This is a genomic window from Micromonospora sp. DT43, from assembly GCF_049841645.1.
Classification (GTDB): Bacteria; Actinomycetota; Actinomycetes; order Mycobacteriales; family Micromonosporaceae; genus Micromonospora.
In genome coordinates this window covers 233,839-259,388 of sequence record NZ_JBNCKR010000003.1, presented here as the reverse complement: position 1 = coordinate 259,388, position 25,550 = coordinate 233,839, and the positions used below count along the sequence as shown (strand labels likewise).

Annotated in this window: 22 protein-coding genes; 11 read left to right on the top strand and 11 right to left on the bottom strand. The window is 69.7% G+C overall.

Going from position 1 to position 25,550, the window contains the following annotated elements:
* The first annotated feature begins 91 nt into the window (after positions 1-91).
* A complete protein-coding gene (locus tag ACLQ26_RS08970) occupies positions 92-541 on the top strand; it encodes a helix-turn-helix domain-containing protein (protein WP_425743993.1) in 450 nt (149 codons plus the stop codon).
* Positions 534-902: a DUF4180 domain-containing protein gene (locus ACLQ26_RS08965; protein ID WP_425743992.1), complete on the top strand. Its 369-nt coding sequence runs from the start codon at positions 534-536 to the stop codon at positions 900-902. The genes ACLQ26_RS08970 and ACLQ26_RS08965 overlap by 8 nt, the downstream gene beginning before the upstream one ends.
* Positions 903-948: 46 nt before the next feature.
* On the opposite strand, the gene ACLQ26_RS08960 is transcribed toward ACLQ26_RS08965, so the two are convergent.
* The 3 genes from ACLQ26_RS08960 to ACLQ26_RS08950 all read right to left on the bottom strand — a co-directional run bounded on the left by ACLQ26_RS08960 (position 949) and on the right by ACLQ26_RS08950 (position 4,022).
* Entirely contained in the window at positions 949-1,569 is a 621-nt protein-coding gene (locus ACLQ26_RS08960) for a hypothetical protein (RefSeq protein ID WP_425743991.1), read from the bottom strand.
* Positions 1,570-1,742: 173 nt separating this feature from the next.
* The gene (locus tag ACLQ26_RS08955; RefSeq protein WP_425743990.1) at positions 1,743-2,648 is read right to left on the bottom strand and encodes a hypothetical protein; all 906 of its coding nucleotides are present in this window, start codon (positions 2,646-2,648) and stop codon (positions 1,743-1,745) included.
* Between the two features lie 450 nt (positions 2,649-3,098).
* A complete protein-coding gene (locus ACLQ26_RS08950; RefSeq protein WP_425743989.1) occupies positions 3,099-4,022 on the bottom strand; it encodes an S-4TM family putative pore-forming effector in 924 nt (307 codons plus the stop codon).
* A gap of 252 nt (positions 4,023-4,274) precedes the next feature.
* On the opposite strand from ACLQ26_RS08950, the gene ACLQ26_RS08945 reads away from it, so the two are divergent.
* Positions 4,275-6,881, top strand: coding sequence for a hypothetical protein (locus tag ACLQ26_RS08945; RefSeq protein WP_425743988.1), 2,607 nt, complete (start codon positions 4,275-4,277; stop codon positions 6,879-6,881).
* A gap of 14 nt (positions 6,882-6,895) precedes the next feature.
* On the opposite strand, the gene ACLQ26_RS08940 is transcribed toward ACLQ26_RS08945, so the two are convergent.
* Positions 6,896-7,390, bottom strand: coding sequence for a peptidase inhibitor family I36 protein (locus tag ACLQ26_RS08940; RefSeq protein WP_425743987.1), 495 nt, complete (start codon positions 7,388-7,390; stop codon positions 6,896-6,898).
* 292 nt (positions 7,391-7,682) lie between these two features.
* Here ACLQ26_RS08940 and ACLQ26_RS08935 point away from each other — a divergent pair, with 292 nt between their 5' ends.
* Positions 7,683-8,543 (top strand): cellulose binding domain-containing protein, encoded by an 861-nt coding sequence (locus tag ACLQ26_RS08935; protein ID WP_425743986.1) that lies wholly within the window; start codon positions 7,683-7,685, stop codon positions 8,541-8,543.
* A gap of 14 nt (positions 8,544-8,557) precedes the next feature.
* On the opposite strand, the gene ACLQ26_RS08930 is transcribed toward ACLQ26_RS08935, so the two are convergent.
* Together ACLQ26_RS08930 and ACLQ26_RS08925 are read right to left on the bottom strand one after the other, a co-directional pair.
* Entirely contained in the window at positions 8,558-9,607 is a 1,050-nt protein-coding gene (locus ACLQ26_RS08930; RefSeq protein WP_425743985.1) for an FAD-binding oxidoreductase, read from the bottom strand.
* Positions 9,604-9,870: a hypothetical protein gene (locus tag ACLQ26_RS08925; RefSeq protein WP_425743984.1), complete on the bottom strand. Its 267-nt coding sequence runs from the start codon at positions 9,868-9,870 to the stop codon at positions 9,604-9,606. The genes ACLQ26_RS08930 and ACLQ26_RS08925 overlap by 4 nt, the downstream gene beginning before the upstream one ends.
* Before the next feature lie 220 nt (positions 9,871-10,090).
* Here ACLQ26_RS08925 and ACLQ26_RS08920 point away from each other — a divergent pair, with 220 nt between their 5' ends.
* The 6 genes from ACLQ26_RS08920 (at position 10,091) to ACLQ26_RS08895 (ending at position 17,739) form a co-directional block, all read left to right on the top strand.
* Complete coding sequence (locus tag ACLQ26_RS08920; protein ID WP_425743983.1) at positions 10,091-10,609, top strand: flavoprotein; 519 nt, start codon at positions 10,091-10,093, stop codon at positions 10,607-10,609.
* 222 nt (positions 10,610-10,831) lie between these two features.
* The gene (locus tag ACLQ26_RS08915) at positions 10,832-12,223 is read left to right on the top strand and encodes a helix-turn-helix domain-containing protein (protein WP_425743982.1); all 1,392 of its coding nucleotides are present in this window, start codon (positions 10,832-10,834) and stop codon (positions 12,221-12,223) included.
* Complete coding sequence (locus tag ACLQ26_RS08910; RefSeq protein WP_425743981.1) at positions 12,223-12,777, top strand: GNAT family N-acetyltransferase; 555 nt, start codon at positions 12,223-12,225, stop codon at positions 12,775-12,777. The genes ACLQ26_RS08915 and ACLQ26_RS08910 overlap by 1 nt, the downstream gene beginning before the upstream one ends.
* 42 nt (positions 12,778-12,819) lie before the next feature.
* Complete coding sequence (darT, locus tag ACLQ26_RS08905) at positions 12,820-13,470, top strand: type II toxin-antitoxin system toxin DNA ADP-ribosyl transferase DarT (protein WP_393294033.1); 651 nt, start codon at positions 12,820-12,822, stop codon at positions 13,468-13,470.
* Entirely contained in the window at positions 13,467-14,546 is a 1,080-nt protein-coding gene (gene darG / locus ACLQ26_RS08900; RefSeq protein WP_425743980.1) for a type II toxin-antitoxin system antitoxin DNA ADP-ribosyl glycohydrolase DarG, read from the top strand. The genes darT and darG overlap by 4 nt, the downstream gene beginning before the upstream one ends.
* A 106-nt stretch (positions 14,547-14,652) precedes the next feature.
* Positions 14,653-17,739: a DUF3427 domain-containing protein gene (locus tag ACLQ26_RS08895; protein ID WP_425743979.1), complete on the top strand. Its 3,087-nt coding sequence runs from the start codon at positions 14,653-14,655 to the stop codon at positions 17,737-17,739.
* A 94-nt stretch (positions 17,740-17,833) separates the two neighbouring features.
* On the opposite strand, the gene ACLQ26_RS08890 is transcribed toward ACLQ26_RS08895, so the two are convergent.
* The 4 genes from ACLQ26_RS08890 to ACLQ26_RS08875 all read right to left on the bottom strand — a co-directional run bounded on the left by ACLQ26_RS08890 (position 17,834) and on the right by ACLQ26_RS08875 (position 23,597).
* Complete coding sequence (locus ACLQ26_RS08890) at positions 17,834-19,933, bottom strand: MMPL family transporter (RefSeq protein ID WP_425743978.1); 2,100 nt, start codon at positions 19,931-19,933, stop codon at positions 17,834-17,836.
* Between the two features lie 381 nt (positions 19,934-20,314).
* Positions 20,315-21,049 carry an LPXTG cell wall anchor domain-containing protein gene (locus ACLQ26_RS08885; RefSeq protein WP_425743977.1) on the bottom strand — a complete coding sequence of 245 codons (735 nt, stop codon included), beginning with the start codon at positions 21,047-21,049 and terminating at the stop codon, positions 20,315-20,317.
* A gap of 185 nt (positions 21,050-21,234) precedes the next feature.
* Positions 21,235-22,488 carry a cellulose binding domain-containing protein gene (locus ACLQ26_RS08880; RefSeq protein WP_425743976.1) on the bottom strand — a complete coding sequence of 418 codons (1,254 nt, stop codon included), beginning with the start codon at positions 22,486-22,488 and terminating at the stop codon, positions 21,235-21,237.
* Positions 22,485-23,597, bottom strand: coding sequence for an RICIN domain-containing protein (locus ACLQ26_RS08875; RefSeq protein WP_425743975.1), 1,113 nt, complete (start codon positions 23,595-23,597; stop codon positions 22,485-22,487). The genes ACLQ26_RS08880 and ACLQ26_RS08875 overlap by 4 nt, the downstream gene beginning before the upstream one ends.
* Before the next feature lie 285 nt (positions 23,598-23,882).
* On the opposite strand from ACLQ26_RS08875, the gene ACLQ26_RS08870 reads away from it, so the two are divergent.
* Complete coding sequence (locus ACLQ26_RS08870) at positions 23,883-24,320, top strand: VOC family protein (RefSeq protein WP_425743974.1); 438 nt, start codon at positions 23,883-23,885, stop codon at positions 24,318-24,320.
* Here the strand turns inward: ACLQ26_RS08870 and ACLQ26_RS08865 are convergent.
* Positions 24,310-25,476: a hypothetical protein gene (locus ACLQ26_RS08865; protein WP_425743973.1), complete on the bottom strand. Its 1,167-nt coding sequence runs from the start codon at positions 25,474-25,476 to the stop codon at positions 24,310-24,312. The genes ACLQ26_RS08870 and ACLQ26_RS08865 overlap by 11 nt on opposite strands.
* Between the last annotated feature and the right edge of the window lie 74 nt (positions 25,477-25,550).

Sequence of the window (25,550 nt, the reverse complement as noted above, 5' to 3'; positions counted from 1 at the left end):
CACCACTGTCGCTGACCCTTTAGAGCTGATGCCGCCAACGAATCGACCCCATCGTTCCCCAACCTTCCCTACGCGGATAGGATAGGGAACGATGACGGAAGAAATGTACTCGGTCGAACAGGTTGCCGACCGCCTCGGCCTGCACGTGCGGACGGTGCGCGGCTACATCCGCTCCGGCCGGCTGCGCGCCGTGCGGATCGGCAAGCAGTACCGGATCGCCGCAAGTGATCTCGACGCGCTCACCGGGCGGCCGCCCGTCGCCACCGTGGCCGGGCAGGCCGAGGTGTCGAGCATCGTGCAGATCGACGGTGTCGACCGGGCTGCCGCCGACCGACTCGGCACGCTCGTGCTGGCCGGCGTCAACAGCGGGCACGACCCGGCCCGGCCGATCCGCGTGCAGACCGTGCACGACGACGATCGCCGCCGCCTGAAGATCATCATCCTCGGTGATCCCGGCGGCACCGCCGAGGTGCTGCACCTGCTCGACGCCGTCCTCAACGCCGACAACGGCCTGTTCGACCGGGAGGTCCACGATGCCTGACGAGATGCAGCAGCGCGCCGGAGTGCAGGTGCTGGTCTGCGATCCGGCCGGCCCGCCGGTCGCCACCGAGCAGGACGCGCTGGACCTGATCGGCGCGGCCTTCCTCGGCGCCCAGGTGGTGGCCGTGCCGGCCAACCGGTTCGACGAGAGCTTCTTCTCGCTGGGTACCCGCTTCGCCGGCGACGTGATGCAGAAGTTCGTCAACTACCGGCTGCGGTTGGCCATCGTCGGCGACATCTCGGCGCAGCTCGCCCAGAGCTCGGCGCTGCGCGCCCTGGTGCACGAGTCGAACCGGGGCGGGCACGTGTGGTTCGTGGCCGACCTCGACGCCCTCGACGAGCGACTGCGCGCCACGGCCTGAGGCCGTCACCGGCCATGGTGCGGCTGCGCGCCACGCCCTGACGCCGTCACCGGCCCTGGAAGACCGCCAACTCCACCTCGTCGGGCTCGACGCCCCTGCTCCGGGCCTGCTCGGCGGCCCAGCGCAGGTAGGCCAGCCACTCCTCCGACGACCAACCGTTGCGGCGGGTGACGCCGGCCTCGGCGGGGAGACGACCGGCCACGACACGATCGAGGATCAGGGGCTGCACGTCGCCCGCCCCGGGGCGGTAGCCGACGAAGTAGAGAACCTTCGTGAAGAAGGCCGGCCCCAGCCAGGGCAGGCGCGCCTGGTCCGGGTCGCGGAACCGGCGGTACGCGGTGCGCAGCACCGCCTCGTCCAACGCCGACGCCGACACCTCGTCGAGGGCCGCCGCCAGGCGCTGGCCCGTCGGGTCGCCGCCGAGCGACTTGGCGGCCCGCCATGGCCCGTACCCGATGGGCCCGTGACCCCACATCAGCACGGCCGCCAGGAGTTGCCGAGCGCTCGCCGACCCGGCCCGGTACGCCTCGGCGACCGCGAAAACGTCCCGCCGCCACACGTCGCCGCTTGTCGGGAAGCCGTCGGGCCAGGCATCGGCCGGCAGCCCTGCCCGCCACCGGTCCACCTGGACGGGGATCGGGCACTCCCCCGGTAGTGCTTGCCGCATGACCGCCTCCCTCAGGTCGCGAAGCAGCCCGCCGCGCTCGGGCGCCTCCGTCGCCTGCACGCTATGGCCGCGCCCACCAGCCTGACCGTCCGAGAACGCCATATCGGGGTATCGAGCCCGACGGACGTGGCCGCCCCGAAACGCACGGGGCGGCCACGCCGGACAGCGAGCGGTCAGGCGGTGGCGCAGATGGCGTACGCCGTGTTGGACCAGTTGCCGGCGAACGCGTCCTCCTCGTACGCGCCCGAGTCGACAGTCGTCGGCGCGGTCGTCGTGTTGCCGTTGGGGCGGAAGTCGTCGACGACCCCCTCACCGGTGACCCCGTTCAGCTCGTAGCCGGCGCCGGTCAGCACCTTCCCGACCGGGCAACCCGCCAGGACGCTGCGGAAGTCGAGCGAGTTGTTGGCGCCCGCGGTGGACGTCCGGACCAGGCCCGCCAGCGGGTTGGCGCAGATGGCGTACGCGGTCGCCGACCAGGTCAACGCGGTGGCATCCGACTCGTAGGCGCCGACCGTGACGGCGGTGGGCGCGGTGGCGACGCCGCCGTTAGGGCGGAAGTCGTCGACGACCCCCTCACCGGTGACCCCGTTGAGTTCGTAGCCCGTGCCGGTGAGGACCTTGCCGACGGGACAGGTGGCGGTGGTCGAGTGGAAGTCGGCCGAGTCGTTGACGCTCACCGCCGACACCCGCACGAGCCCCGGCACCGGGTTGGCGCAGATCGCGTACGCGGTCACCGACCAGAGGCCTGCGTACGCCTCGGCCTCGTAGGCGCCCACCGTGACGGCCGTAGGCGCGGTTGCCGGGCCGCCGTTGGGGCGCAGGTCGTCGAGGATGGCCTCGCCTGTCGCGCCGTTGAGTTCGTAGCCCGTGCCGGTGAGGACCTTGCCGACCGGGCAGGTGGCGGTGGTCGAGTGGAAGTCGGCCGAGTCGGTGACGCTGGTCGCGGAGATCCGCACCAGGCCGGGAACCGCGGCGGAAGCCGGGCTCGCCGGGGCGAGCACGGTCGCGGCAACGGCGAGACCGAGCACGAGTACGGATGCTCGGGCTCCGAGCCGCCGAGTCTGGTGGTGAGCGCGCATGGAGTTTCTCCCGTCTGAGACCTCGACTGCCCTGTGACAAAGCGGCATCGAGGCCAGTGGTGATGACGGAGTTGACGCTAAGTAGTGGCATGACCAGGTGTTATCTCCAAGCCGACTACGTCGTGTAACGGACGGTCGGCCTCCGGGTTCAGGACTAGCCGCCCGGCGACCGGGTACGCGTGCTGCATGGGTAGCCACAAGGAGAACAAACACGACAGTGGTGGCGAGTCCGCGCGAGGTCGGCGGCATCCGGGCAGCGGCGCTCGAGGCCGCCAGGGTTCGACCGTGGAACACTCGCCCGACCAGCGGCACCGCCGTACCGCGACCGGCGCAGCCGGCACTGAACGTGACCTGGGTCGAGCCAAGGTCTCCGGCGATGGACGGATCCAACGCCAGGGCGGCTCCTGAACCAACGTCGCGTAACGGACCACGAGGTCCACAGTGGTGATGTCAGTCGGTGCGGGCGGCCGGCGGGCGGGCGCCCAGCAGCTCGGCGAGGGTCGCCATCGCGGCCTGGAAGTCGACCCGGTCGGCGGCATGGAACCGTCGGAAGAACCAGCCGGGCACGCGGGCCTGCCCCTGCCGACTGTGGAAGATCAGATCCTGGATCTGTCGGGCGAGGGTGAGCAGGGCGGGATCGGTGGCGCGGTCATCCCCGCGGACGGCGACGGCGATCTGCCGCTGCAGGATCGTGAGGGCCCGGTCCCGTTCGGCGGCGACGTCGCGCTGACCCCGGTAGATCTCGACACCCAGCAGGAGTGCGCCGAGGGACGGGACGAACCACTGGGTCAGCAGGTCGGCCACGGTCAGGTCGGCGGTCACCGCGAAGACGACGCCGACAGCCGTCCAGAGCGCCACTCCGGCGAGCACGGTGTACGCGTAGCGCCGCCGGACCCGCGCGCCCCACCCCAGGTTCTGGTGCTGACAGGCGAGCACGTCGTACGGGTGGGGCAGGTGCGGCACCTCGTAGTAGTCGCGGAGGTACCGCTCGTCGCCCCGGTAGGCGCGGTCGAGTCGGCTCACCTCCTCCGGGCCGACGGGCTCGCCCGCCGCGACCGTGTTCCAGGGCAGCTCGAAGAGCCGTACGTCGAACATCTCCTGGAGGGTGGCCGCGCGGCGGATCTGGCCGGCGGACCAGGAGCCGAGCCCGATCGCGTTGACGACGGCCCAGAGCGCGCCAACAGCGGTGACGCCGAGGGCTGACACGCCGGTGAAGGCGACTACCGCCCCGGCCACACCGATGGCGACGGAGAGCGCCATGCGGAGGGCGTCGAGCCGTTGTGCCCGACCGTGGCAGACCGACATGGCGTGCAGCAGCGCCATCATCTCGGGTCGGCGCTGCCGCTGGAGCAGGGATTGCGTGCGTTCCGTCATCGGCACCTCCCTTCTCCGTGACGATCCTATATCCACCGTTCTAGATGTCACGGATTGCGCTCTCCCGAAAGCGGAAGGTAAGCATTTATTACTTTTAGGTAGATGCGGGGGCGGCTGCGAATTACTGACGCGTTCGCCCGAAAGTTTGCGGTACCTTGAGCCTCGCGCCCACCCGCGCATCCCTCACTCGGACGTGCCACCCCCGCCGTCCGCGTCCACTTTCACCACTTCGTGGAAGGTCCAACGGCGGACATGGGCGACGGCCTCGTTGACGAGTTCGAACGGTACATACAGGATGCGACGGTTTCGGCCGCGCTGCGAGACTGGGCGGCCGGGCGTGACGCCACCGTCCGCCCGCCGTGCCACGGCACCCGACTGCGGGGGCGCAGCGGCGCGCAGCTGATCCCGGTGATCGTCCAGCAGAGCGACGGCCAGGATCCCGAACAGCTCTACGTCAAGCTGCTGTCGGCCAGGCAGGCGCGCGAGGAGGCCGCCCGGCACGCTCGGGCGGTCCGGCTCGACGCGGGCTTCGCCGAACGCCACCTGGTCCCCCAGCCGTACCCGCCATATCCGGTCGGCGACGGCCGGTACCTGATGTTCCAGGACATCGCGCACGGGGCCGAGCAGGTCGTTCCGCTCGCCGAGGTGGCTGACGACCAGCTCAGGGACGCCTATCGCACGCTGCTCGACGGGGTGTGGGGGTGGGACCCGAAGGGGCGGCGAATCATCCGGACCAGCGTCGGCCGGTTCGTCCGACGCGAGCTGACCGACGCCGACGCCGAGACCGAGGTGTACGCGGCAGTCACGGCGCTCGGCCTCGGCGACCTCGACGCGGACTGGCTGTACGACCCGGCGAGCGGCGTGGTGCTGCCGAACCCGCTGCGGTTCGCCGCGGCCGGGTCGCTGTTTCACGACGACCAGCTCGACCAGCTCTGCGGGGCGTCGCACGGCGACCTGCACGGGCGCAACGCCCTCTTCCCCTGCTCCCGGGCGGGCCACGTACAGGTCAGGAAGTTCTGCCTGGTGGACCTGGACCGGTTCGCCGTCGACGCGCCGCTCACCCGCGACCTGGGCACCCTGCTCCTGGACTTCGTCCTTCCCGAGGTGGCCGAGGGCCCGCGCACCGTGCAGGCCGACGCCCTGCGCGCCCTGCTGATCGACCCGACCGGCACTGCCTCCGGCCGGCTGCCGGGACTGACGGTCAAGGTGATCAAAGCGAGCTACACGGTCGGGCAGGCTCTCGTCGAGAAGGGCAACTGGGCGAGGATCTGGCGGGCGCAGTACCTCCTCTCCCTGCTGAGCCAGGCGTTGATCTGCTGCACCTACGACGATGCCGGGCCTGCGGGGAGGGCCTGGTACCTCCGACTGGCCGCCCACGCGGGGCTCGCCTACCAGCGAGAGTTCCGTCCCGAGGTCGTCCCGCCTGCGGCGGCGGGCCTGCCCACCCTGCCGGGCACCGCCCCACAGCTCGCGTTCCCGCCCAACGACCGGTCGGCCCGGTTCGACGCGGTGGGGCCGCTGCCGAGCCAGCAGAACCGCAGCGCGCCACTGGACCGGACGCCCACGGACCAGGTTCGACCTTCCGCCGACCCGGAGGCGCCCCCGTGGCCCTGGGGGATGATCCCGATTCAGCAGCGACCGACGCCGGGCGGCTGGCACGGGATGTCCCGGCACCCGGCGGCGCTCCCGACGGCCCGCTCCGGCGACGAGAACAGGCCACCACACCACCAGGCCACCCCGACCCCCGTCGGCAACACACCAGCGGGGAAGGCAGCGGCCGGCAATGCGCCGGCCGGCAACCTGTCGGGGGCGACGCCGACGGGGAACGCTGCCAGCGTCATCCGTGCCGGCGTGCCGGGCCGGCCGACCCTCCGCGACGGCGAACGGCGCGTCAACCGGCCGGCTCCTCGGCATGCCGTCTCCGCCCGGACGAACGCGATCCCGCGTCCCCGCAAACCCATGGGCGAGGACTCCAGGGTCGCGCCGACAGGCACGAGCCGGATCGGCCGGCTGCCCCCGAAGCTGCGGGCAGTCCTGGCGATCCTGCTCGGCGGGGTGTCGTTGACCTCGCTGGTGGCGGTCGGCACCGCAGCGAACCGGGGGCGCGGGGAGACCCGGGTCGCCCCGACCGAGGCCCTGCCGGGGGCATTGTCGTCGTCGGGCAGCGCCACCCAGGCGTACACCGGGAATGGCCGCCGTCTCGCGGACCTCGCGCTGGCCGTAGCCGGCATGACGGCGACGATCCACGACGGGTCGTACACAGTTGTCTGTCGGCGGATCTGGGCACCGGCGGACCTCGCGCCGGGAGTCGATCGGCGGAACTACCGGGACGAGCAACTGTGGTGGACGCCTGCCCTGTCCGGCCGCCGGACCGTCACCGTGGTCGCGGACGGCAGGCCGTCAGGCGAGCCCACGTCAGCGCCGTACGCCCCGGGTGACCTGTCCGAGATCCCACCCGTGCCCTCGGCGGATCCGGCGGAGCTGCGCCGGCAACTCGACGCCCAGTTGGGTGAGCTGCCCGCGGAGCTGCGCACCGCCGCCGGGATGATCACCGTGGTCAGCCGCATCTTCCGCTACCACCTGCTGAGCCCGGGGCAGATCTCGGCGCTGTTGTTCGAGTTGGCGGCGATGCCGGGCATGCAGGATCGGGGCGCATACCCGGACTGGAACGATCGGGCCGGGCTCGCCTTCAGCGCCGACGACACCCAGGGTCGCCGGGAGACGGTGCAGTTCGACCCGCACACGGGCGAGCTGCTCAGCCACGAGACGACAACGGTGCGCGACAACCAGATCCTCGACTACGTGCTCAACCTGAGCAAGGCGCGGACCGACCGGACCACCGGCCCCGGCTGCGCCTGAGTGATGGGCGCGGGTCAGCAGCGACGCTGCACGTAGTTCGGCCAGTTCCGGAAGGGCGACGCGTCGCTGCGGACCCGGCTGGACGCGCCGATGTCGAAGAGCCGGGTGTCGTAGTAGTAGAACGACACAGTCCCGCTGCCGAGGTTGTAGTGCGCCGACTCGACCCGGAACTGCCAGTTCCAGGTGGCGAGACTCTGCCGACCACAGTCGGAGAGCCGGCCCCGGGGGTAGCCGTAGTTTGGCCACTCGTAGAAGCAGTACCAGCCCGAGGGGCAGTCGGCGGCGACGAGCGTGCCGATCGGCCGCCGCAGGGTCACGACGAAAGCCCCACCGTCGTAGCTGATCTCGTTGTCGCTTATCGCTTTCCCGCCCGGGTGGGCGGCCAGATAGGCAGCTATTTCCGGACCGTCGGTCGCCGCCGCGCCTGCGCGGCCGGGCGCCGGGACGACGATCAGAAGACAACTGAGTACGGCGGCGAGCATCGTACGTAAAGGACGGGGAGTGGCCATTCGACACCTCGCGATGTGGGCGCGCAGGGACGGACAGACGACAGCACCGGCCAGGTGTGACGGCCGGTGCCAGCGCGGCAGATTTCTGCGGTACGCCGCCACGCCAGCGTATGGACGAGCCGCGATTGATCGCCAGATCGAGGCGGTGCGGCATTTTGACAATGCACTATTGGGGCAAGATTGCGGGCTTCCCATTTGGCCGCAATGCACGTTGGTGGAAGTTGCGAGCAGGGATCCGCCAGCCAGTGGGAAACAACATTGATATTTGTCCATGGTGGATACGATTCGGGACATGCGTGCCCGCCGCGTCACCACCGCCGTCGTCCTCGCCGCGCTGGCGAGCCTGCCCGTCGCCGCCCCCGCCCGAGCCGACGACACCCCGGCGCTTACCACCCCCGGCAGCCCGATCGTGCTGGCCAACGAACCACACCAGCTCACCCTGAGCTGGGCGCCCGCCACCTGGGCCGGCGAGCCGACCGGCGACGGCCCGATCAGCTACGAGGTGCAGATGCCGCTGAGCCCGTACACGTACCGCCTTCTGGGCACCACCACCGCCACCACCCTCACGCTTACCGACCTGGCGCCCGGCACGACGTACCGGATCGCGGTAGCCGCCCGCGCGCCCGGCGGGTACTCCGACAGCTCGACCGCGACGGCCGTCCGCACCGCCGCCGGCCGCGCCACCGTCGGCTACCGCAACCTGGACTGGTCGCCCACGAACAACCAGATCCAGTACGTCCTCCAGGTCACCAACACCGGCGACGCGCCGCTCGACCTGGCGACGGTGCGGGTGCGCTACCACCTGCGCTTCGAGGGCGGAAACACCTCGCTGGTGACCAATTGCGACTGGGCCGCGCTGGGCTGCGACCGGGTCCGGCAGACCGTGGGCTTCTACGTGGTGCCGGGCACGCCGCCCGGCTATCCGATCCCGGGCACCACGGTCCCCGGTTGGGTCGAGCTGACCTTCACCGACGGGACGCTCGCCCCGGGGGCGTCGACCGGGCCGATCCAGCTACGCCACCACCGGCACAGTTGGAGCGACATCGACGAGCGCGACGACCCGAGCTGGCTCGCCGCCGCGGGCCAGTGGGCCGAGAACGACGGGATCACGCTTGACGTCGACGGGGTACGCGAGTTCGGCGACACGTTCTGACGCGCCGACGGCCGTCAGCGGGTGAAGGTCGCGGGCGTGTGGATGCGGGTGGCGGGGATGCCGAGGGCCAGCAGCCGTGACCGGGCACCGGCCAGCATTCCGGGCGGGCCGCACAGGTAGATGTCCTGGTCGGGGCGGTGGTGGTCGAGGGCGATGGTGAGGGCTTCGCCCTGCTCGGCTGGCTCCGCGCAGGGGTCGTCGGAGAACGCCGGCACGAGCGTCAGCCAGTCGTGGGCGCACTGCAGCTTGTCGAGTGCTATCGCGTCGTACAGGTCGACGAAGGCGCGCACACCGACGATCAGGGTCACCCGCCTGCCGGCCGGTGCGGCGGCGATCTGTTCGACCAGGGCGCGCAGCGGCGCGAGGCCGGTGCCACCGGCGACGAGCAGCAGATCGTTCGTGCTGTGCGGGTCGAGGCGCAGACCAGTGTCGCCGGGTGGGCCGAGCCAGAGCTGTTCGCCGGGGCGTACCTGCTGGACCAGGCGGTGGGAGACGGCGCCGGCGGCTACCGCGCGGACGTGCAGCTCGACGGTGCCGTCGGCGCGTGGGGCGTTGGCTGGGGAGAGCCAGCGCCAGCGGCCCGGCAGGCGCGGCGAGCAGACGGGGACGGCCTGGCCAGGGTGGTGGGGCAGGCGCCGCCAGGGACGTACCGTCAGGATGGCGATGCCCGGCGACGGCCGTTCGTGGTGGATCACCTGGGCGGGCCACCAGGCCGGGCCGTCGCCGATGCGGGCGGCCGCGCGGCGGACAGCGTGCGCGGCGCGGTCGGCGGCGGCCTTCCACAGTGGATGCGGTCCGTGACGGGCAACGGTGGCGAGCAGCGCGTCACCGACGGTGGTGGCGTGTGGGAGCAGGTCGTAGCGACGGTATGCGCGGCCGAGCACCAGGAGCAGCGCCGCCCGACCCGCCCGGTCGTCGCCGCCGGCCGCGAGACTGCCCAGCGTGGCGAAGAACAGCGACGCCTCGCTGTTGGGCAGCAGGCCGGGACGGCGATCTTCCAGGGTGCCCCAGAAGTCGGCGGCTGCCCGCTCGTCGATCGCCGCCCAGGCGGCGGCGAGGCTCACGCGCCCACCTCGGCGGCCTGATCGTCCGGCAGGTAGTCGACGATCCGCCGGTGCTGCGCCTCCGACAAGCCCAGGCCGCGCCATTGGGTCGCCTCGCCGTCGAGCCCGTGCGCCAGGCTCGCGGTGAGGTGCGCGGCGAGCCGATCAAGGTCAACCCCGATGAGGTACGGCGACAGCTCCGCGTCCGCCGCGACCAGCCGCAGCCAACGGGCGACGATGTCAGCCGTGGTTATGGCACCTTCCGGGTTTTGCGGGGTGGTCATGGCGGCTCCGAGACGTCGACGGATCGGGGGGCGCCGGGGCGGGCGGGTGCGGAGCTGCGCCGATGGGGGCCGGCACAACTCCGGAGCCAGCACCCGCCCCGGGCCATGCATCCACGCTCGCGGCTGACCAGGCACAACGGCATATCATCGTGATCATCGAGGGCATGCGCGGCAGGTATGCGGCCGACTACGCGCCGGCCGAGTCGGGCAGACTGCGGGCATGACGGAACGTCCGGTGCTGTATCTGGTCGTCTGCGCCGCTGGTCCGGCGGAACACATCGACGACCTAGTCGACCTGCTGATCGCCGATGACTGGCGGGTGTGCATGATCGTCAGCCCGACGGCCGCGACGTGGCTCGATCGGGCGGCGCTCCAGGACAGGACCGGCTACCTCGTACGGGTGGAGTGGCGGATGCCCGGCGACCCTGAGCCGCACCCGCCGGCCGACGTGGTGGTGGCCGTGCCTGTCACGTTCAACACGGTGACGAAGTGGGCGCTGGGCATCAATGACACGCTGGCGCTCGGCGTCCTCAACGAGTCACTGGGCGCGGGCTTGCCGATCCTCGCGTTTCCGCACGTCAAGACGGAGCTGGCCGCCCATCCGGCGTACGCGGGGCACGTGGCGGTACTGCGCGGCGCTGGTGTCGTCGTCGCCGACGGCAGGGCGTTGAACCCGGCGGCCGAGCGGGAGCGCTGGGACGTAGTCATCGAGGCGGTGAAAGCGGTTCGCCCGTCCTGAGGTTCCCATGATCGGCGGCCGTTGAAGATATGCGTCGTGCGTATACCAGTCCTATACGTAGCGTGTTCAATGGATAGGCTCGCTGACGCGAAACGGACGGAGCCTCCGGTGACACACGCGAACTGCCCTCGGTGCGGCGGACGGCTGGCCCGGGACAATGTCAGTGGACGGTGTACGCCCTGCCAGGCTGCCGAGCGGGACCGGCTGAGCTCGCCGCCAGTGGTGCCGGCGAGCTTCTGGGAGCACGAACCGGTGCGGCAAGCCTTGGCCGAGCGGCATCTGGGACGGGTGATCAGGGCCTACCGTTGTCATCCGTACCACGGGCGGGTCGCGTTGCCGCAGAGCGTGGTGGCGGGGTGGTTGGGCATCACGCAGGCGCAGTTGAGCCGGGTGGAGAACGGGCCACCACTGGTGCACCTGGACCGGCTGTCGCATTGGGCACAGCTCCTTCGAGTGCCAGCGGAGAGCCTTTGGTTCCGCCTCCCTGGTCAGCCTCGTTGGACCGGTGCGAGTGACGGAGACATCGCAAATGGTGTCGATCACGCGGCCGAACAAGGCAACCGATCTGCCGTGGTGGTTAGCGTGGAGCAGGCATCGAGCCAAGGGGGTGGCGCTACGGACCGCCGACGCTTCAACGTATTGGCCGCGCTCGCGGGACTCGCCGCAGCCGGTCATCCCTACCTGCTCACCGGCCAAGCCGACGCACCCGGCAACATCGGCATGGAGCAGGTACGACTCGCCAGCTCGTTGGTTAACGATCTCCGGCAGGCTGATGCCGCGGTCGGCGCAGACCAGCTCTGCGACGTCGCCATCCAGGTGCACACCAGGCTGTCGAACTGGGCTGCCAAGGCGAAATACAGCCGAGAGGTGGGTGGCGCCCTTCAAGGTGCCCTGGCCGACCTCGGCATCCAGGCGGCGTGGCTCGCCATTGACGCCGAACGCAGGCCGGAAGCCAGGCCCTTCCTGAATGAGGCCATCACCCGCGCCCGTATCGCCGACGACCCTCGGGTGGAAGTACGGGCGCTAGCCCTACTATCGCTGCTGCTCCGCGACAGCCAACCCGGCGAGTCACTGCATTGCGCCGAGGCGGCAATACGTGTCTCTGCCGGATGGGCGACACCTCGACTTACCACGCTGCTACACCTACGGAGGGCACACGCGTACGCGGTACTGAGCGATGCGAGTGGGTTCAGCCTGGAGATGACCAAGGCTCGGCGGGAGCTAGAGCGCGGGCCGCACGAGGACGATCCGGGGTTTGTCGACTTCGTGAACGAGCAGGAACTGAACGGAATCCAGGGACTTTCCTACCTCGCTCTGAGCAGGCCAGAGCGTGCCGCTCAATCGTTCCGCGCGATCACCGCCAACCCGTCGCCGGGCCATCGACGCAACCAGGTCCTGTACACAGTCGACCTTGCGGAGGCGACGTACCAGCAGGGTGATGCAAATGGGGCGGCGCGCATCGCTCTGGACGTCCTGCCGGCAGTGAGTCAGATGAAGTCGGGGCGGGTGAGCCGAAATCTCGCGCAGGTGCGGTCGAAACTGGCGACGCCACTGCAGGCAACCGCAGCAACTCGCCAGTTCGTTGACGCCTACGACCGGGCAGTGACCCCGTGATGGCAGGCTTGCAGCTTCGCCATCACACCGCCGACGAGGCAAACGGGATCCTTGATCAGCTGGTAGGCCTCTATATGGAGGTGTACTCAGACGGCGACGAGTTCCACAGTGAGGATCGCTACCGGCGTCAGCTCGACCTGCACATGCAGCGAGCTGGGTGGGAGCTGGTCACCGCAGCGGTCGACGGGGTCTTGGTCGGCTACGTCTATGGCTTTCCACTGCCTCCGCAGACACGGTGGTGGGACGGCATCCACGAGCCGGTGCCGCCCGGATTCACCGATGAGGACGGGAAGCGAACGTTCGCGATCAGCGAGCTACTGGTACACCCGACCTGGCGACGTCAAGGCATCGCGGCGACGTTGCACAACGAACTGGTAGCGGCCCGGCCAGAGCCACGAACCACCTTATTGGTCCGTCCGGACAATGCTGCCGCCCAAACGGCATACCACTTCTGGGGATGGACCAAAGTGACCGAGCTTCGGCCGAATTGGAAGAACGCACCGATCTTTGATGTCCTGGTCCTTGCACCCACCCATCGGAGCGAGCTGGACTGATCTGTGGTGAACCGAGTCGTGCGGCCAGCACCTACCCTGATCATGCATTTCACCCACGTCGACAATCTGTCGAGGATTATCAAGACCGGCCGATTATTCGCGGACAGCAGCGTAGGGCCACAGCTCGCCACGAACGTGGGCTCAGTCGAGATCAAAGCACGGCGGCGGGAACGGTCCGTCCCGTGCCCTCCCGGCGGGGTCGTAGCGGACTACGTGCCGTTCTACTTCGCCCCACGCTCGCCGATGATGTACCGAATAGCTTGTGATCATCGGGGCAGCAAGCCGGGGTGTTATCCGGGAGGAGACGATCCTCTCGTCTACTTGGTGAGTTCCGTGGAGCGGGTGCACGCTGCCGAGCGTCGCTGGGTGGCAAGCGACGGGAACTGCGCGGCCGGGTTGACCAGGTTCTCGAACGAGCTGGCCGAGTTGGCCGCGCTGGTCGACTGGCCCTTGCTGGAGGCTCAGATCTGGAAGGACGTCCCCGACGACATGGACCGCGTGCGCCGGCGAGCCGCCGAGTTCCTCGTCCACCGTGAGTTTCCTGTTGACCTGCTCACCGGTTACGCCGTACGGACGACGGACCGACAGGAACAGGTGAGGCAGGTGTTCCGCGACGCTGGCATGATCGAGCCGTACGTTGGTGTCAGACCGGGCTGGTACTACGGGTACACACGGGGGGAGGTGCGCGAATGATCATCATCAGCCATGGCAACCTACTGACCGCCGAGGCAGACGCGCTGGTCAACACCGTCAACACGGTCGGGGTCATGGGCAAGGGCATCGCGCTTCAGTTCAAGCGCGCCTACCCAGCGAACTACGCCGCCTACCGCACCGCATGCCACGAGGACCAAGTCACCTTGGGTCGAATGTTTGTTTTCGACTCAGCGCGCCTCGGCCCCCGCCGATATGTGATCAACTTCCCTACCAAGAGCCACTGGCGGGCCAACTCGAAGTTGGACGACATTCAGGCCGGACTGGCCGATCTCGTCCGCGTGGTGCGTGAGCGGAAGATCACCTCTGTGGCGATGCCCGCCCTGGGCTGCGGCAACGGTGGACTCAACTGGGACGATGTCCGGCCCCTCATCGAAGGCGCCTTCGCCGAGACACCCGACGTTCGGGTCCTGCTCTTTCCGCCAGAGGGTGCACCCGACCCGGCCGACATGCCGATAGCGACCGAAAGACCACCGCTGACCCCCGGTCGCGTCACACTCATCCAGGCCATTGGCCGCTACCTGAGCCGAGCACAACGACTTGAGCCACGCGATGGCGTCACCATCCTGGAGATTCAGAAGATCGCTTATTTCCTTCAGGTGCTGGGGCAACCGCTGCGTCTGGAGTTCACCCGCGGCAGATATGGCCCGTATGCCGAGAGCCTTAACCACGTGCTGGACCGTCTGGAAGGGCACTACCTGACGGGTTTCGGTGACCGTTCGGCACGGGTCGAGGAGTTGCAGCCCATCAGGCTGACCCCGGGCGCAGCCGATGCCGTTGCGGAGTGGTCTCGGACCCATAACGCAGCAGCGACCGAGGCACTGGATCAACTGGCCCAGCTAACCGACGGTTTCGAGGCACCGTACAGCCTGGAACTGCTGGCAACCGTGCATTATGCCGCCGCATCGCACCCACCCACCGACGACTTGGACGAGCTGACCGAGCGGGTTCGTTCGTGGAGTGGCCGCAAAGCTCGGCTTTTCACAGCCGCGCATGTCGAGTTGGCCTACGAGCGCCTGCAATCGGTCAGACTGCTGCCTGCATTGCCCGTCGCGTGAGTCGCCAGTCGGGTGAGGCGCCCTCGACAATTACGCGCCAACTTTTGCCTATGCGACCGGTCGCCATGCCCCACCTGTAGCTGGCTCGTGTGATTGGGTTACTCGAATGACGGATCTTGAGCGGGGTGTGTACGAGCACCTGATCACCCGTGAGCTGGCCAACCACCTCCAGCACGTCGACCCCGCCCTGATCCAGCACCACAAGCTCGACCCCGCCGACGCCCACCACACCCTCGCCCGCCACATAGCCGCCCTGGCCGCCCGCGCCCTCCAATCCGTCCCCAGCGGCGACGACAAGCTCCACCACCAGGTCGAGCTGGCAAATCAGATCGCCGAAGCCATCGCCACCCTGAGCCCCAAGGCAGCGACAGACCAGGACCAGGTGACCGACGCCAAGCACCTGCTCCACGCCATCGCCGCCCCGCCAGCCCCACCCGCACTACCGGCCTTCCCGCAGCGCCCCACCACTCCCCTCTCCACCGGCGCGCTGCTGGTCAACGGCCGTCACCAGCCCCGCATTGGCCACGAGGTCAACCACGAGATGGCGTCGGCCGAGAGCGTCGATCTGCTCTGCGCGTTCATCAAGTGGTACGGCCTACGCATCGTCGAGCCGGCCATCCGCGAGCTGATCGCCAGAGGTGGCAAGGTCCGCGTCATCACCACGACCTACCTCGGCGCGACCGACCAGCGAGCGCTAGACCGGCTAAAAGAGCTAGGCGCTGAGGTAAAGGTGTCCTACGAAACGAGGACCACAAGGCTGCACGCCAAGGCGTGGCTGTTCCGCCGTTCCAACGGCACCACCACCGCGTACGTCGGCTCGTCGAACCTGTCGAAAACCGCGCTTGTGGACGGCGTGGAGTGGAACGTCCGCATCTCGAACATGGAACAGCCGCACGTCATCGACACGTTCACGGCGACGTTCGAGGACTACTGGAACGATCCGGCGTTCGAGGTGTACGACGCGACTCGGGATGCCGAACGGCTGCGACAGGCACTCACCGGGGAGCGCCGCGACCAGGCTCCGACCGAGATCTCGAACCTGGACGTGCGCCCGTACCCGTATCAGGCCGAGATCCTGGCCGACCTGGACGCCGAGCGGCTGGTGCACGGGCGTTGGCGCAACCTCGTGGTGATGGCGACGGGCACCGGTAAGACAGTCGTCGCCGCCCTCGACTACCGCCGCCTGCACAAGGCGGGTAGGGCAGACTCGCTGCTCTTCGTCGCCCACCAGGAGCAGATCCTGCGGCAGAGCCTCTCGACGTTCCGGCAGGTGATGGGCGATGGCAGTTTCGGCGAGACCCTTGTCGCGGGCGAGCGGCCGAACGGCTGGAAGCACGTCTTCGCCTCCATCCAGTCGCTGCACCGGCGGGAGGTCGACCCCGAGGCGTACGACATGGTGATCGTCGACGAGTTCCACCACGCGGAAGCGCCGACGTACGCCCGGCTGTTGGAGCGGCTGCGTCCCCGCGTACTCCTGGGACTGACGGCGACCCCCGACCGGGCCGACGGCGCCGACGTGCGCCGGTGGTTCGACGGCCATGCGGCCGTTGAGCTGCACCTGTGGGACGCGTTGGAGCGGCAGTTGCTCGCGCCGTTCCAGTACTTCGGGCTGCACGACGACGTGGACCTGTCGCAGGTCACCTGGAAACGCGGCCAAGGTTATGACCTGGCCGAACTCACCACTCTCTACACTGCCGACCACGCACGGGCGCGGACGGTGCTGCGTGCGGTCCGCGAGAAGGTCGACGTCGCTCGGATGCGAGCGCTCGGGTTCTGCGTGAGCATCGGGCACGCGGACTTCATGGCGGACTGGTTCAACCGGCACAACGTGCCAGCGGCGGCAATCACCTCGGCAGTCGACCGTCTGACTCAAAAAACGCTGCTGCGGGACTTCAAGGCCGGCAAGCTGCGGGTCCTCTTCACCGTCGACCTGTTCAACGAGGGCGTCGACCTGCCGATGGTCGACACGATCCTGATGTTGCGACCTACCGAGAGCGCCACGATCTTCCTGCAACAGCTCGGTCGTGGCCTGCGCCTCGACGACGACAAGCCCTGCCTCACGGTGCTCGACTTCATCGGCGGGCAGCACGCCAACTTCCGGTTCGACATGCGGTGGCGTGCCCTGACCGGGGTGAGTCGACGGGCGATCACCGAGGCGGTCCGCGACGACTTCCCGAGCCTGCCGAGCGGCTGCCACGTCGAGCTGGACCGGGTGGCGAAGGAGGTCGTGCTCGCCAACCTGAAGAGCGCGCTGCCCACCTCGAAGGCCGGCCTGGTATCCGAGCTGCGCCACCTCGGGGACGTCAGCCTGGCGACGTTCCTACGCGAGACCGGCCTGGAGATCGAGGACGTGTACCGGTCGGCAAGCATCGGCGGCTGGGCCGGGCTGCGCCGACTCGCCGGCATCGAGACGTCCGCGCCCGGCCCGGACGACCGGGAGTTGGGCCGGGCCATCGGCCGCATGCTGCACACCGACGACACCGACCGGCTGGAGCTGCTGACCCGGGTCGCGGCCGGACCGCCCGCGCCAGGCCAGCAGGTGTACGCCGAGAGCGGTCGACTGCTGGACATGCTGCACTTCAGCCTCTGGGGGCCGAACGCGCCCCTCGCCACGCGCGACGAACGGCTGGCGCGGCTGTGGAAGGACCCGGCGCGCTGTGCCGAGCTACGGCAGGTCGCCGAGGTGCTGCGCGACCGCATCCACCGCGTCACGCCGACCGCCGCCCCGGGCGCGGTGCCGCTGCGGGTGCACGCGCGGTACAGCCGCAACGAGGCGTGCGCCGCCTTCGGGATGACCAACCCGGGTTCGCTGCGCGAGGGAGTGAAGTGGCTGCCCGACGCGCAGGCCGACCTGTTCTTCGTCACCCTGGTCAAGTCGGAGGCGCACTACTCCCCCACCACCATGTACGCCGACCGGGCCATCACCGACACGCTGTTCCAGTGGGAGTCGCAGAGCACCACCTCGGCGGCGTCGGCGACCGGGCAGCGCTACACGTCGGGTGGCTCGACGGTGCACCTCTTCGTCCGGGAGACCCGGATCGCCGACCGCGACCTGGGCGCGCCGCCATACCTTTACGCCGGCACGATGACGTACGAGTCGCACATCGGCGACCGGCCCATGCGGATTCTCTGGCGGCTCCACCACGCCCTGCCCGCCGACGTGTACGCCACCGCCCGCACGATCGCCGCCTAGTGCTGCTCCTGGAGTGGGTCAGGGACAGCGGTGTCGAATTGACTCGCCTCCTGCTGGCGCAGTGCGACTACCCAGCCGCAGGTTAAAACTCAAGCTAGCTCGGTTGGTCGACGGCGCGGGCGTGTCGCCCGCCGGCCGGCCGCTCGTCCCCGTGGCCCGGCCACCACGCCTTGTGCCCGATCAGCGCGGTCAGCGCCGGGACGAAGAACATCGACATGACGAATGCCGACAGCACGATGCCGATCGCCACCGCGAAGCCCATCTGCTGAAGGAAGGAGATCGGCGCGAGCAGCAGCACCGCGAACGTGCCGGCCAGGATCAGTCCGGCTGCCGCGACGGTTGGGCCGGCGTGTTGCACACCGATGGCGGCAGCCTCGTGTGGCTCGTTGCCCTCCCGCGCTTCCTCGCGTAGTCGGGCGATCATCAGGATGTTGTAGTCGGTCCCGATCGCCACCACGAAGAGGTAGAGGATGATCGGCAGCTGGAAGGTGACACCGGGCTCACCCTGAAGCCCTTGGAAGAGGTAGACCGTGGCACCCAGCGTGGCGGCGAAGTTGAGCAGCACCGCTATCACGAGGTAGATCGGCGCGACCAGGCTGCGCAGCAGCAGCGCGAGGATGAGCGCGATCAGGCCAGCCGCGACCGGCAGGATCACCGACAGGTCGCGGTTGTTCGCCGAGTTGATGTCCGCGAAGATCGCGGTGGTCCCGCCGACCAGCGCCCGGGTGCCGGGCGGAGCCGCGGCGTGCACGGCACCGCGCAGGTCCTCGCGGACGAGGGTGATCGCCTCGTTGGAGACCGGGTTCTCGTTGAGCAGCAGGTTGACCCGGGCCACACTCGGGTCGGTGCTGCGCTCCGGGGGCTGTGCCTGGCCCACACCCGGGGCTTTCGCTACGGCCGCGGCGAAGTCGTTGACCTGCTGCTCGGTCAACTGCGACCCGTTACTGGTGGTCAGGTAGACCTCGGTAGGGGCGAGCGCACCGGCGGCGAACCCGCGCTGCAGGTCCTGCGCGGCCTTCGCCGACTCGGTGTCCTGCGGGAAGCCGGCGCTGAAGTCGTAGTCGGCCTTGTAGCCCAGTACGCCTGCGGCAAGCGCGACCAGGAGGACGCCGGATGCCGCCGCGACGAGTGCCGGCCGGCGCCCGACGACGGTGCCGAGCCGGTGCGAGATGGTCGCCTTGGGCGTACGCTGCCACGCCTTCGACGGCCAGAAGACGTACCTGCCGAGCAGCGAGACGACCGCCGGGACGAGGGTGAGCGAGGTGACGAGCATGACGCCGACCGCGATCGCGAGCGCCGGGCCGAGCGAGCCGAAGAAGCCCAGGGAGGCGAGGAGCAGCACGAGGAACGCGACGATTACCGCTCCGGCGGCCGAGGTGATGACCTCGCCGACCCGCTGGACGGTGACGATCATCGCGGTGCGCTTGTCGTCGCCTGCGCGCAGCCGTTCCCGGTAGCGGAAGAGCAGGAACAGGATGTAGTCGGTGCCGATGCCGAACAGCACGATCAGCAGGATCGTCTGGAGGTCCTGACTGACACTGAGGTCGAATGCCTTGCCGGCGGCGGCGACGAGACCCGTCGTGATGCTCAGGACGACGCCGACGACCACCACGGGCAGCAGCGCGGCGATGGGGCTGCGGAAGATGATCAGGATCAGTCCGATGATCAGGATGATCGTCGCGACGCCGACCACGGCGAAGGCGTTGTTGAAGGTGTCCTCGTTGTCGACGAAGCTCGCCACGTCGCCGGCCACGCCCGCGGTCAGTCCACTGTTCGCCAACTCCGGGCCGATGTCCGCTCGCAGATCGCGGACGGCGTCGAGCAGCGTCGGGTCGTCGGGGGTGGGGGCGTCGAGCCCGACGTTGACGATTTGCACCGACCTGTCCGGCGCCACTGCTGGCGGACCGGTCAGGTAGCCGGACGTGTGCGGGATGTTCTTGGCCTTGAGCGCCTGGGCGAGCTTGCCCACCGTCGCCTCGTCCGCCGGCGTGAGCTTCTGTCCGTCGGCGCGCTTGACCACGATGACCGCGGTCGCGGTGGCCTGCTGTGGAAACGCCTTCTGTCCGAGTTCGGTGGCCTGCACGGACTCGTACGAGTGGGGCAGGAAGCTTTCCTGATCGGCGGAGGTGATGTCGCTCAACGATGGTGTGGTGAGGATGATGGCGGCTGCCGCGAGCACCCACCCGGCAATCACCCACCACGCTCTGCCCACAACGAATCTGCCCAGCCGCTCGAACATGGCTTCCCCCGTGTGTTCGGCACCACCGACGTCTGGGCCCGGAGCGCGCCCAGGGCATCCGCCCGTCACTCAGGCGGGCTTCGCTACCCGCTGTGCACACTACCTTCGCGTGGCACTCCTTTTCGGATGCTTCAGCTTCGGAGGGCTGCGTGTGTTGCCTCAGCTACACCGTGGCAGGCAAACTGCGGTGCTCTTCACCGCCGACCTGTTCAACGAGGGCGTCGACCTGCCGACGTCTACGCCACCGGGCGGACGATCGCCGCGTGAACCTCGCACAGCACACGCGCGGGAACGCGCCCGGACCGACGAAGCGTCGAGCCGGGCGCGTCGAAAGGGCTATGCGACGAAGCGTGCCCGGCGTCGGCGTCCGATCACGTAGACCGCGCCGCCGATGAGCAGAAGCGCTGCGCCGATTCCGGCCACGGTCGCGGTTTGGGAGCCGGTCACCGGCAGCCCGCCGCCGTCGCCGCCGGCCGCTGCCGGGGTGGTGGAGGAGGCAGGGGTCGGTACGGCGGTCGTCGTGGCGCTGGGCGAGGCGCTCGAAGTGGCAGTCGGCGTCGCGGTGGGCCCAGACGTCGGGGTCGCGGTCGGCTGAGACGCGCAGTCAAGCTCACGCGCGGCGTACAGGCCGTCGTTCAGGTAAGCCAGGTAGGCATCGACGGCTTCCTCGTCGAGCACGTCCTGTGCGGCCGCCTTCACATTGGGACCAGCGCCCGTCATCGTCTGGCCCACCGAGATCCGCAGAGCAACCAGCCAGTCGGTCTGCAAATCCTTCTTGAGGTACGCGCGGAGCTCATCCGGCGTGCCCTTCAGCCGCTCCTGGATCCTGTCCGGCAGGACGGGCAACGAGTCGGTTGCGGCCAGGATCTCGGCGCTCAATATCCGCAGCTGCTGATTCGTGGCGGTGTCCAGGTTGATGGTGACAAGCTCGCGAATATCCTTGTACACCGTGCGCTCGACCGTTTGGCAGGCCGCGTTCAGGCCGGGCACTTTGGTCTGCGCCATCGCCGGTGCCGCCGGCACCAGAAAAGCCAGCGCTATGAGAGCGCTGGCCGTGAACTTCCGTCGCATGTGGATATTCCTCCCCGTTGTTGATCAAACCATGGGGATATTACCGTCGGCCGCCGGGACGAGGTGTCCCATGGATCAGAGGAGTCGGGTAAAGCCTCGTCGCGCACCTCGACGCTGGGCCGAGGTGCGCGACGATCATCTGTTGGCTCCCGTTCCAGGCCTCGAGTTCACGACCTACGGGCTGGTCACGGGCTTGCGCAGGTCGGTGACGTGGTGGCTGGCGTCCCCGAGCTGAGGAAGCCGAAGGTCGTCGTGGCTCCGGCACCCAGCGAGCCGTTGTAGGAGACGTTGCGCACCGTCGCGGTCGACCCGCTGGTGCTCAGCGTGCCGCTCCATATTTGGCTGATGCTCTGGCCGTTGTTCTGCTCCCACCGGACGGTCCAGCCGTTGATGGCTGCGGTGCCGGCGGTCACTGTCACCTCCCCCTGGAAGCCGCCGGACCACGAGTTGATGGTGCGGTAGGTCGCCGTGCAGGGTGCGTCGGAGGGCGGTGGCGTGGTGGGCGTACCCGTGGTCGGCGGGGTGGACGTGGGCGGGGCGGACGTGGGCGGTGTCGTCGGCCCGTCCGGTGGCACCAGGGGGCAGGTGGCGTTGTACCGCGAGACACCACTGCTGTTCGCCAGGGGGCAGAGAAACTGGGTGTAGCGGGTGTCGTTGTCCAGGAACGTCTTGAGCCAGGGGATCAGGAGTCGCATCTCGGTGGGGTTCGACCTGGTGAACGAGAGGTGGTCGTTGCCGGCCAGCTCCGCCCAGGCGTGTTCCACACCTGCGGGCAGCGTGTTGTAGATGCCCTGCACGTAGGAGGGCGTGACAGTGCCGTCGTTCTGTCCCGACAGGAGCATGGTGGGGACCTGGGTGGTGGACATGTTCAGGTTGTTGCCGGGCGTACCGGGTGCGAGGCCGACCGCCGTCTTCAGGGTCGGCCGCCGCAGGGCGGCGAGGAGCGTTCCGGCCCCGCCCGCCGAGTGGCCCATGACGCCGAGCCGGTTGGGATCGACCCGGTTGCGGATCGGGCTGGTGCGGGTGAGGTAGTCCAGTGCGGCGAGCAGCTGGGTGGCGCGGGCGTCGGCGCCGTCGGTGCGGCTGTTGGTCTCGATGCCGATCACCACGAACCCGAAGGACGCCAGCCAGGGGCCCATCCAGGCTTCCTCGTTGGCGAACAGGGCCGAGTAGCCGGGAACGATCGCCACCGCGCCCCAGGTGCCCTGGCTGGTGTCGGTCGGGTAGTAGACGTACCCGCCGTTGAAGCCATTGCCCGCCGGCACGCTCGCCTGGGTCGTGGCGAACGGGCCGCGGGTGGCGGCGACGCTGGCCGGGGTCGGATCCGGCCCCCGCTGGTACGGGCTGTCCGCTGCCGCGGCGTCCCGGGTCGTCGTCGCCATCGCCAGGCCGAGGACCACCGCGAGCGCGGCCGTCAACCATCGTGTGGGCTGCTTCATCGACGGCTCCACTGCTGGTTGGCCTGGCCGGTGCAGGTCCACAGGACGAGCTTCGTGCCGTTGGCGGTGCCCTGGTTGTACGGGTCGAGGCAGAGGCCGGACTGCACGCCGGTGATGGTGCCGTTGGCGTTGACGTTCCACTGCTGGTTCGTTCCGCCGTGGCAGTCGTAGATGGTGACCTGGGTACCCGGCGTGGTGCTGTTGCCGGCGGCGTCGAGGCACTTGTTGCCGTAGACGGTGAGCGCCTTGCTTGACGTGTAGGTCCACTGCTGGTTGGCGCCGCCGTGGCAGTCCCACAGGGCTACCTGGGTGCTGTTGGTGGTGGAGGCGCCGGGGACGTCGACGCACCTGCCGGAGCGGGTACCCACGATCGTGGCGGTCTGTCCGCCGCCGCTGCCCGGGTTGCCGATGCTGCCGGGCACCGACTGCAACGCGCTGTACCAGCGGGCGGCCATCTTGTCGTAGCCGCCGGCGGTGGGGTGGACGCCGTCGATCAGGTCGGCGGTGGTGAGGGCGCTGTGCATGTCGACCAGGTGCACCCGCTTGCCGGCGCTCACCTTGCTCTGCACGATGCCGGGGATCGCCGCGTTGAAGGTGCGGTTAGCCGCCTCCTGGCCGCTGTTGGAGAGCGGGATGAGCTGCGCCACGAACACCTCGGCGGTTGGCGCGGTGTTGGTGATCTTGTCGATCAGCGTGGAGAGGCGGTTCGGGGCGGTACTCACGTTGTAGTTCTGCAGGATGTCGTTGGTGCCGATGTGCAGCAGGACGGTCTGCGGTCGTTGGGTGTTCAGCCAGCCGACGATGTTCGCGTCGATCTGGTCGATGCGCCAGCCGGGGTGCCCCTGGTGGTCGTGGTCACCGAGGCTGGCCGGCCCGTTGAACTGCGATCCGACGAAGTCCACCGTGTACCGGTTCGTGGCGAGACGCTGCCAGAGCCCGATGCGGTACCCGCCGGGCACCTGGGTGCCCTCGGTGATGGAGTCGCCGAGCGGCATCACCCGTACCCCGCCGTTGGATTCCGCGTTGGCCGGCCCGGTGGGTGTCACCACTCCGGCGATGACGACGCCGAGCGCGGCGAGCGTCGCAAGCCATCGTGCCCTCGTTCGCATAGCTTTCTCCCTGGATTGGTCGAGCTGGCCGAGGGCATGGGCCGGCCGGTGGGTGCCGCCACGGGCAGCCGGCGACCGTCTGGGAGCGGGGCCGGCCGGACCGAGCAGCCGCCGGCTGCCGGGGGTTTCCCCGGCGTACGCCGATCGTCACATCGGCATGGCGTTACTGCCTCAGCACTGGGACGAGTGTGAGCGCTAACAGAGAAGAGTGTAGATTCGTTGGGTTGATCCGGTCTACCTCTTCCCCTACCGCGCGCCAGGGTGATCGCGCGTTAGGTTACGAGGATGGAGCAGCGGATCAGCCTGATCACCCTCGGCGTCTCCGACCTGGCACGCGCCAAGACCTTCTACGAGCACCTCGGCTGGCGCGGCCAGGAGGTCGAGGAGACGGTCTTCCTCCAGGCCGGCGGCCTGGCCCTCGTTCTCTGGAGCCGCGACAAGCTGGCCGCCGACGCGGGCGTCCCCAACCCGGACACCGGTGGCTTCGGCGGCATCAGCCTGGCTCAGAACGTCCGCTCACCTGCGGAGGTCGACGAGGTGATGGCCACGGCGGGCAAGGCCGGCGCCGAGGTCACGCAGCCGGCGCGGGAGACGTTCTACGGCGGCTACGCCGGCTACTTCGCCGACCCGGACGGCCACGTCTGGGAGATCGCCTGGAACCCCGGCTTCACACTCGGCCCGGATGGCTCCCTCACCCTCCCCGACTTCGGCGCTACGGGCTGACCTGGGGCGTGGCGGTCACGGCCGGCTCGCTGGGTGACGGCGAGGGCGAGGGAGTCACAGTGGGCGGGTCCGTCGGGTAGGGCGTCGGCGTCGCGCTGACCGAAGGAGCCGGCGCGGTCGGCGGGACCGGGACCGGGACCGGCGCGGCAGACGGGACCGGGGCACCGGACGCGACGGGATCGGTGGAGGCGGCCGGACCGGCCGACCGGGCTCGCGGGGCAGGCGGCGCCGGACGGACCGCCGGCACCCGGGCCGGGACCGCCGGGCGGACGGCAGGAGCCGGAACGGTTGGTCCGAGCGGGGCGTCGTCGGCCGCCGCGGGCGCACCCCGGCCCAGCACCAGTTCGCCGGTGAAGGTGGACGCGCTGGGCACGATGGTGGCGGCTTCCGCCCTCCGCACCGGGCCGACGTCCGGTGACCCGACCGCGCCGGGGCCGAGCGTCGCGAACACCACGGTCGCGACGGCGGCGACGGCGAGGGCCCGGCGATCGGGGCGTACGGCCGTCAGGGGCGCGTCGCGCGGCGCGGCCGGCGGCAGCGGCACCGGCGGGGTGGCCTGGTGCGCGGCCAGCAGGGCGTCGACCTGCGCGGTCACGGCGGCACGCTCCTCGGCGGCCGCGAGGGTGAGGTAGAACCGGAAGTTCACGGCCGCGCTGGCCGGGACCCGCAGCCCGCCGAGTCGATTGGTGTCGTGCAGCAGGGTGACCGGCACGTCGGGGTGGTGGGCGACGCCACGCAGGTCCGCGTACCGCCACTCGCGCCGGTGCTCCCGGCCGGCGAAGGCCACGCGGTGGCTGGTCACGACGGCCATGCCGCTGTCGACGACCCTCAGGCCCGCCGGCAGGGCCGCGTCGGAGGTCTCGGCGAGGGCACAGCCGCCGGGCGTGGGCAGGCCGGCGACGTGCCGGGCCTCCGCCTCGACGAGCTCCGCGACGGGTACGACCCGGAAGACGAGTTCGTCGACGCCGAGGTCGACGGGGAGGCCGGTGCGGGGCTGCGTACACCCGAGGAACCCGGCGGCCTCGATGCGGAGCCGGACCAGGTGGTCCCGGCGTCGACGCCAGGCGGCGCCTTCGCTCCGGTACGCGAGCCGCCGCCGCTCGTTCTCGCGCTCCGCCCACGAGATCCGCCAGGGGGAGCAGTCCACAGAGGTCACGGTCACACGCGGTACAACCGCTCATGTACGTGACAGGGAACGCGCCGGGAATCGATGCTCCCCTTTGGTCCCGA

Bases quoted from the DNA above. Each gene is read 5' to 3' on its own strand.
- ACLQ26_RS08970 (WP_425743993.1), top strand. From the start codon at position 92: ATGACGGAAGAAATGTACTCGGTCGAACAGGTTGCCGACCGCCTCGGC.
- ACLQ26_RS08965 (WP_425743992.1), top strand. From the start codon at position 534: ATGCCTGACGAGATGCAGCAGCGCGCCGGAGTGCAGGTGCTGGTCTGC.
- ACLQ26_RS08960 (WP_425743991.1), bottom strand. From the start codon at position 1,569: ATGCGGCAAGCACTACCGGGGGAGTGCCCGATCCCCGTCCAGGTGGAC.
- ACLQ26_RS08955 (WP_425743990.1), bottom strand. From the start codon at position 2,648: ATGCGCGCTCACCACCAGACTCGGCGGCTCGGAGCCCGAGCATCCGTA.
- ACLQ26_RS08950 (WP_425743989.1), bottom strand. From the start codon at position 4,022: ATGACGGAACGCACGCAATCCCTGCTCCAGCGGCAGCGCCGACCCGAG.
- ACLQ26_RS08945 (WP_425743988.1), top strand. From the start codon at position 4,275: ATGGGCGACGGCCTCGTTGACGAGTTCGAACGGTACATACAGGATGCG.
- ACLQ26_RS08940 (WP_425743987.1), bottom strand. From the start codon at position 7,390: ATGGCCACTCCCCGTCCTTTACGTACGATGCTCGCCGCCGTACTCAGT.
- ACLQ26_RS08935 (WP_425743986.1), top strand. From the start codon at position 7,683: ATGCGTGCCCGCCGCGTCACCACCGCCGTCGTCCTCGCCGCGCTGGCG.
- ACLQ26_RS08925 (WP_425743984.1), bottom strand. From the start codon at position 9,870: ATGACCACCCCGCAAAACCCGGAAGGTGCCATAACCACGGCTGACATC.
- ACLQ26_RS08920 (WP_425743983.1), top strand. From the start codon at position 10,091: ATGACGGAACGTCCGGTGCTGTATCTGGTCGTCTGCGCCGCTGGTCCG.
- ACLQ26_RS08910 (WP_425743981.1), top strand. From the start codon at position 12,223: ATGGCAGGCTTGCAGCTTCGCCATCACACCGCCGACGAGGCAAACGGG.
- darT (WP_393294033.1), top strand. From the start codon at position 12,820: ATGCATTTCACCCACGTCGACAATCTGTCGAGGATTATCAAGACCGGC.
- darG (WP_425743980.1), top strand. From the start codon at position 13,467: ATGATCATCATCAGCCATGGCAACCTACTGACCGCCGAGGCAGACGCG.
- ACLQ26_RS08895 (WP_425743979.1), top strand. From the start codon at position 14,653: ATGACGGATCTTGAGCGGGGTGTGTACGAGCACCTGATCACCCGTGAG.
- ACLQ26_RS08885 (WP_425743977.1), bottom strand. From the start codon at position 21,049: ATGCGACGGAAGTTCACGGCCAGCGCTCTCATAGCGCTGGCTTTTCTG.
- ACLQ26_RS08880 (WP_425743976.1), bottom strand. From the start codon at position 22,488: ATGAAGCAGCCCACACGATGGTTGACGGCCGCGCTCGCGGTGGTCCTC.
- ACLQ26_RS08875 (WP_425743975.1), bottom strand. From the start codon at position 23,597: ATGCGAACGAGGGCACGATGGCTTGCGACGCTCGCCGCGCTCGGCGTC.
- ACLQ26_RS08870 (WP_425743974.1), top strand. From the start codon at position 23,883: ATGGAGCAGCGGATCAGCCTGATCACCCTCGGCGTCTCCGACCTGGCA.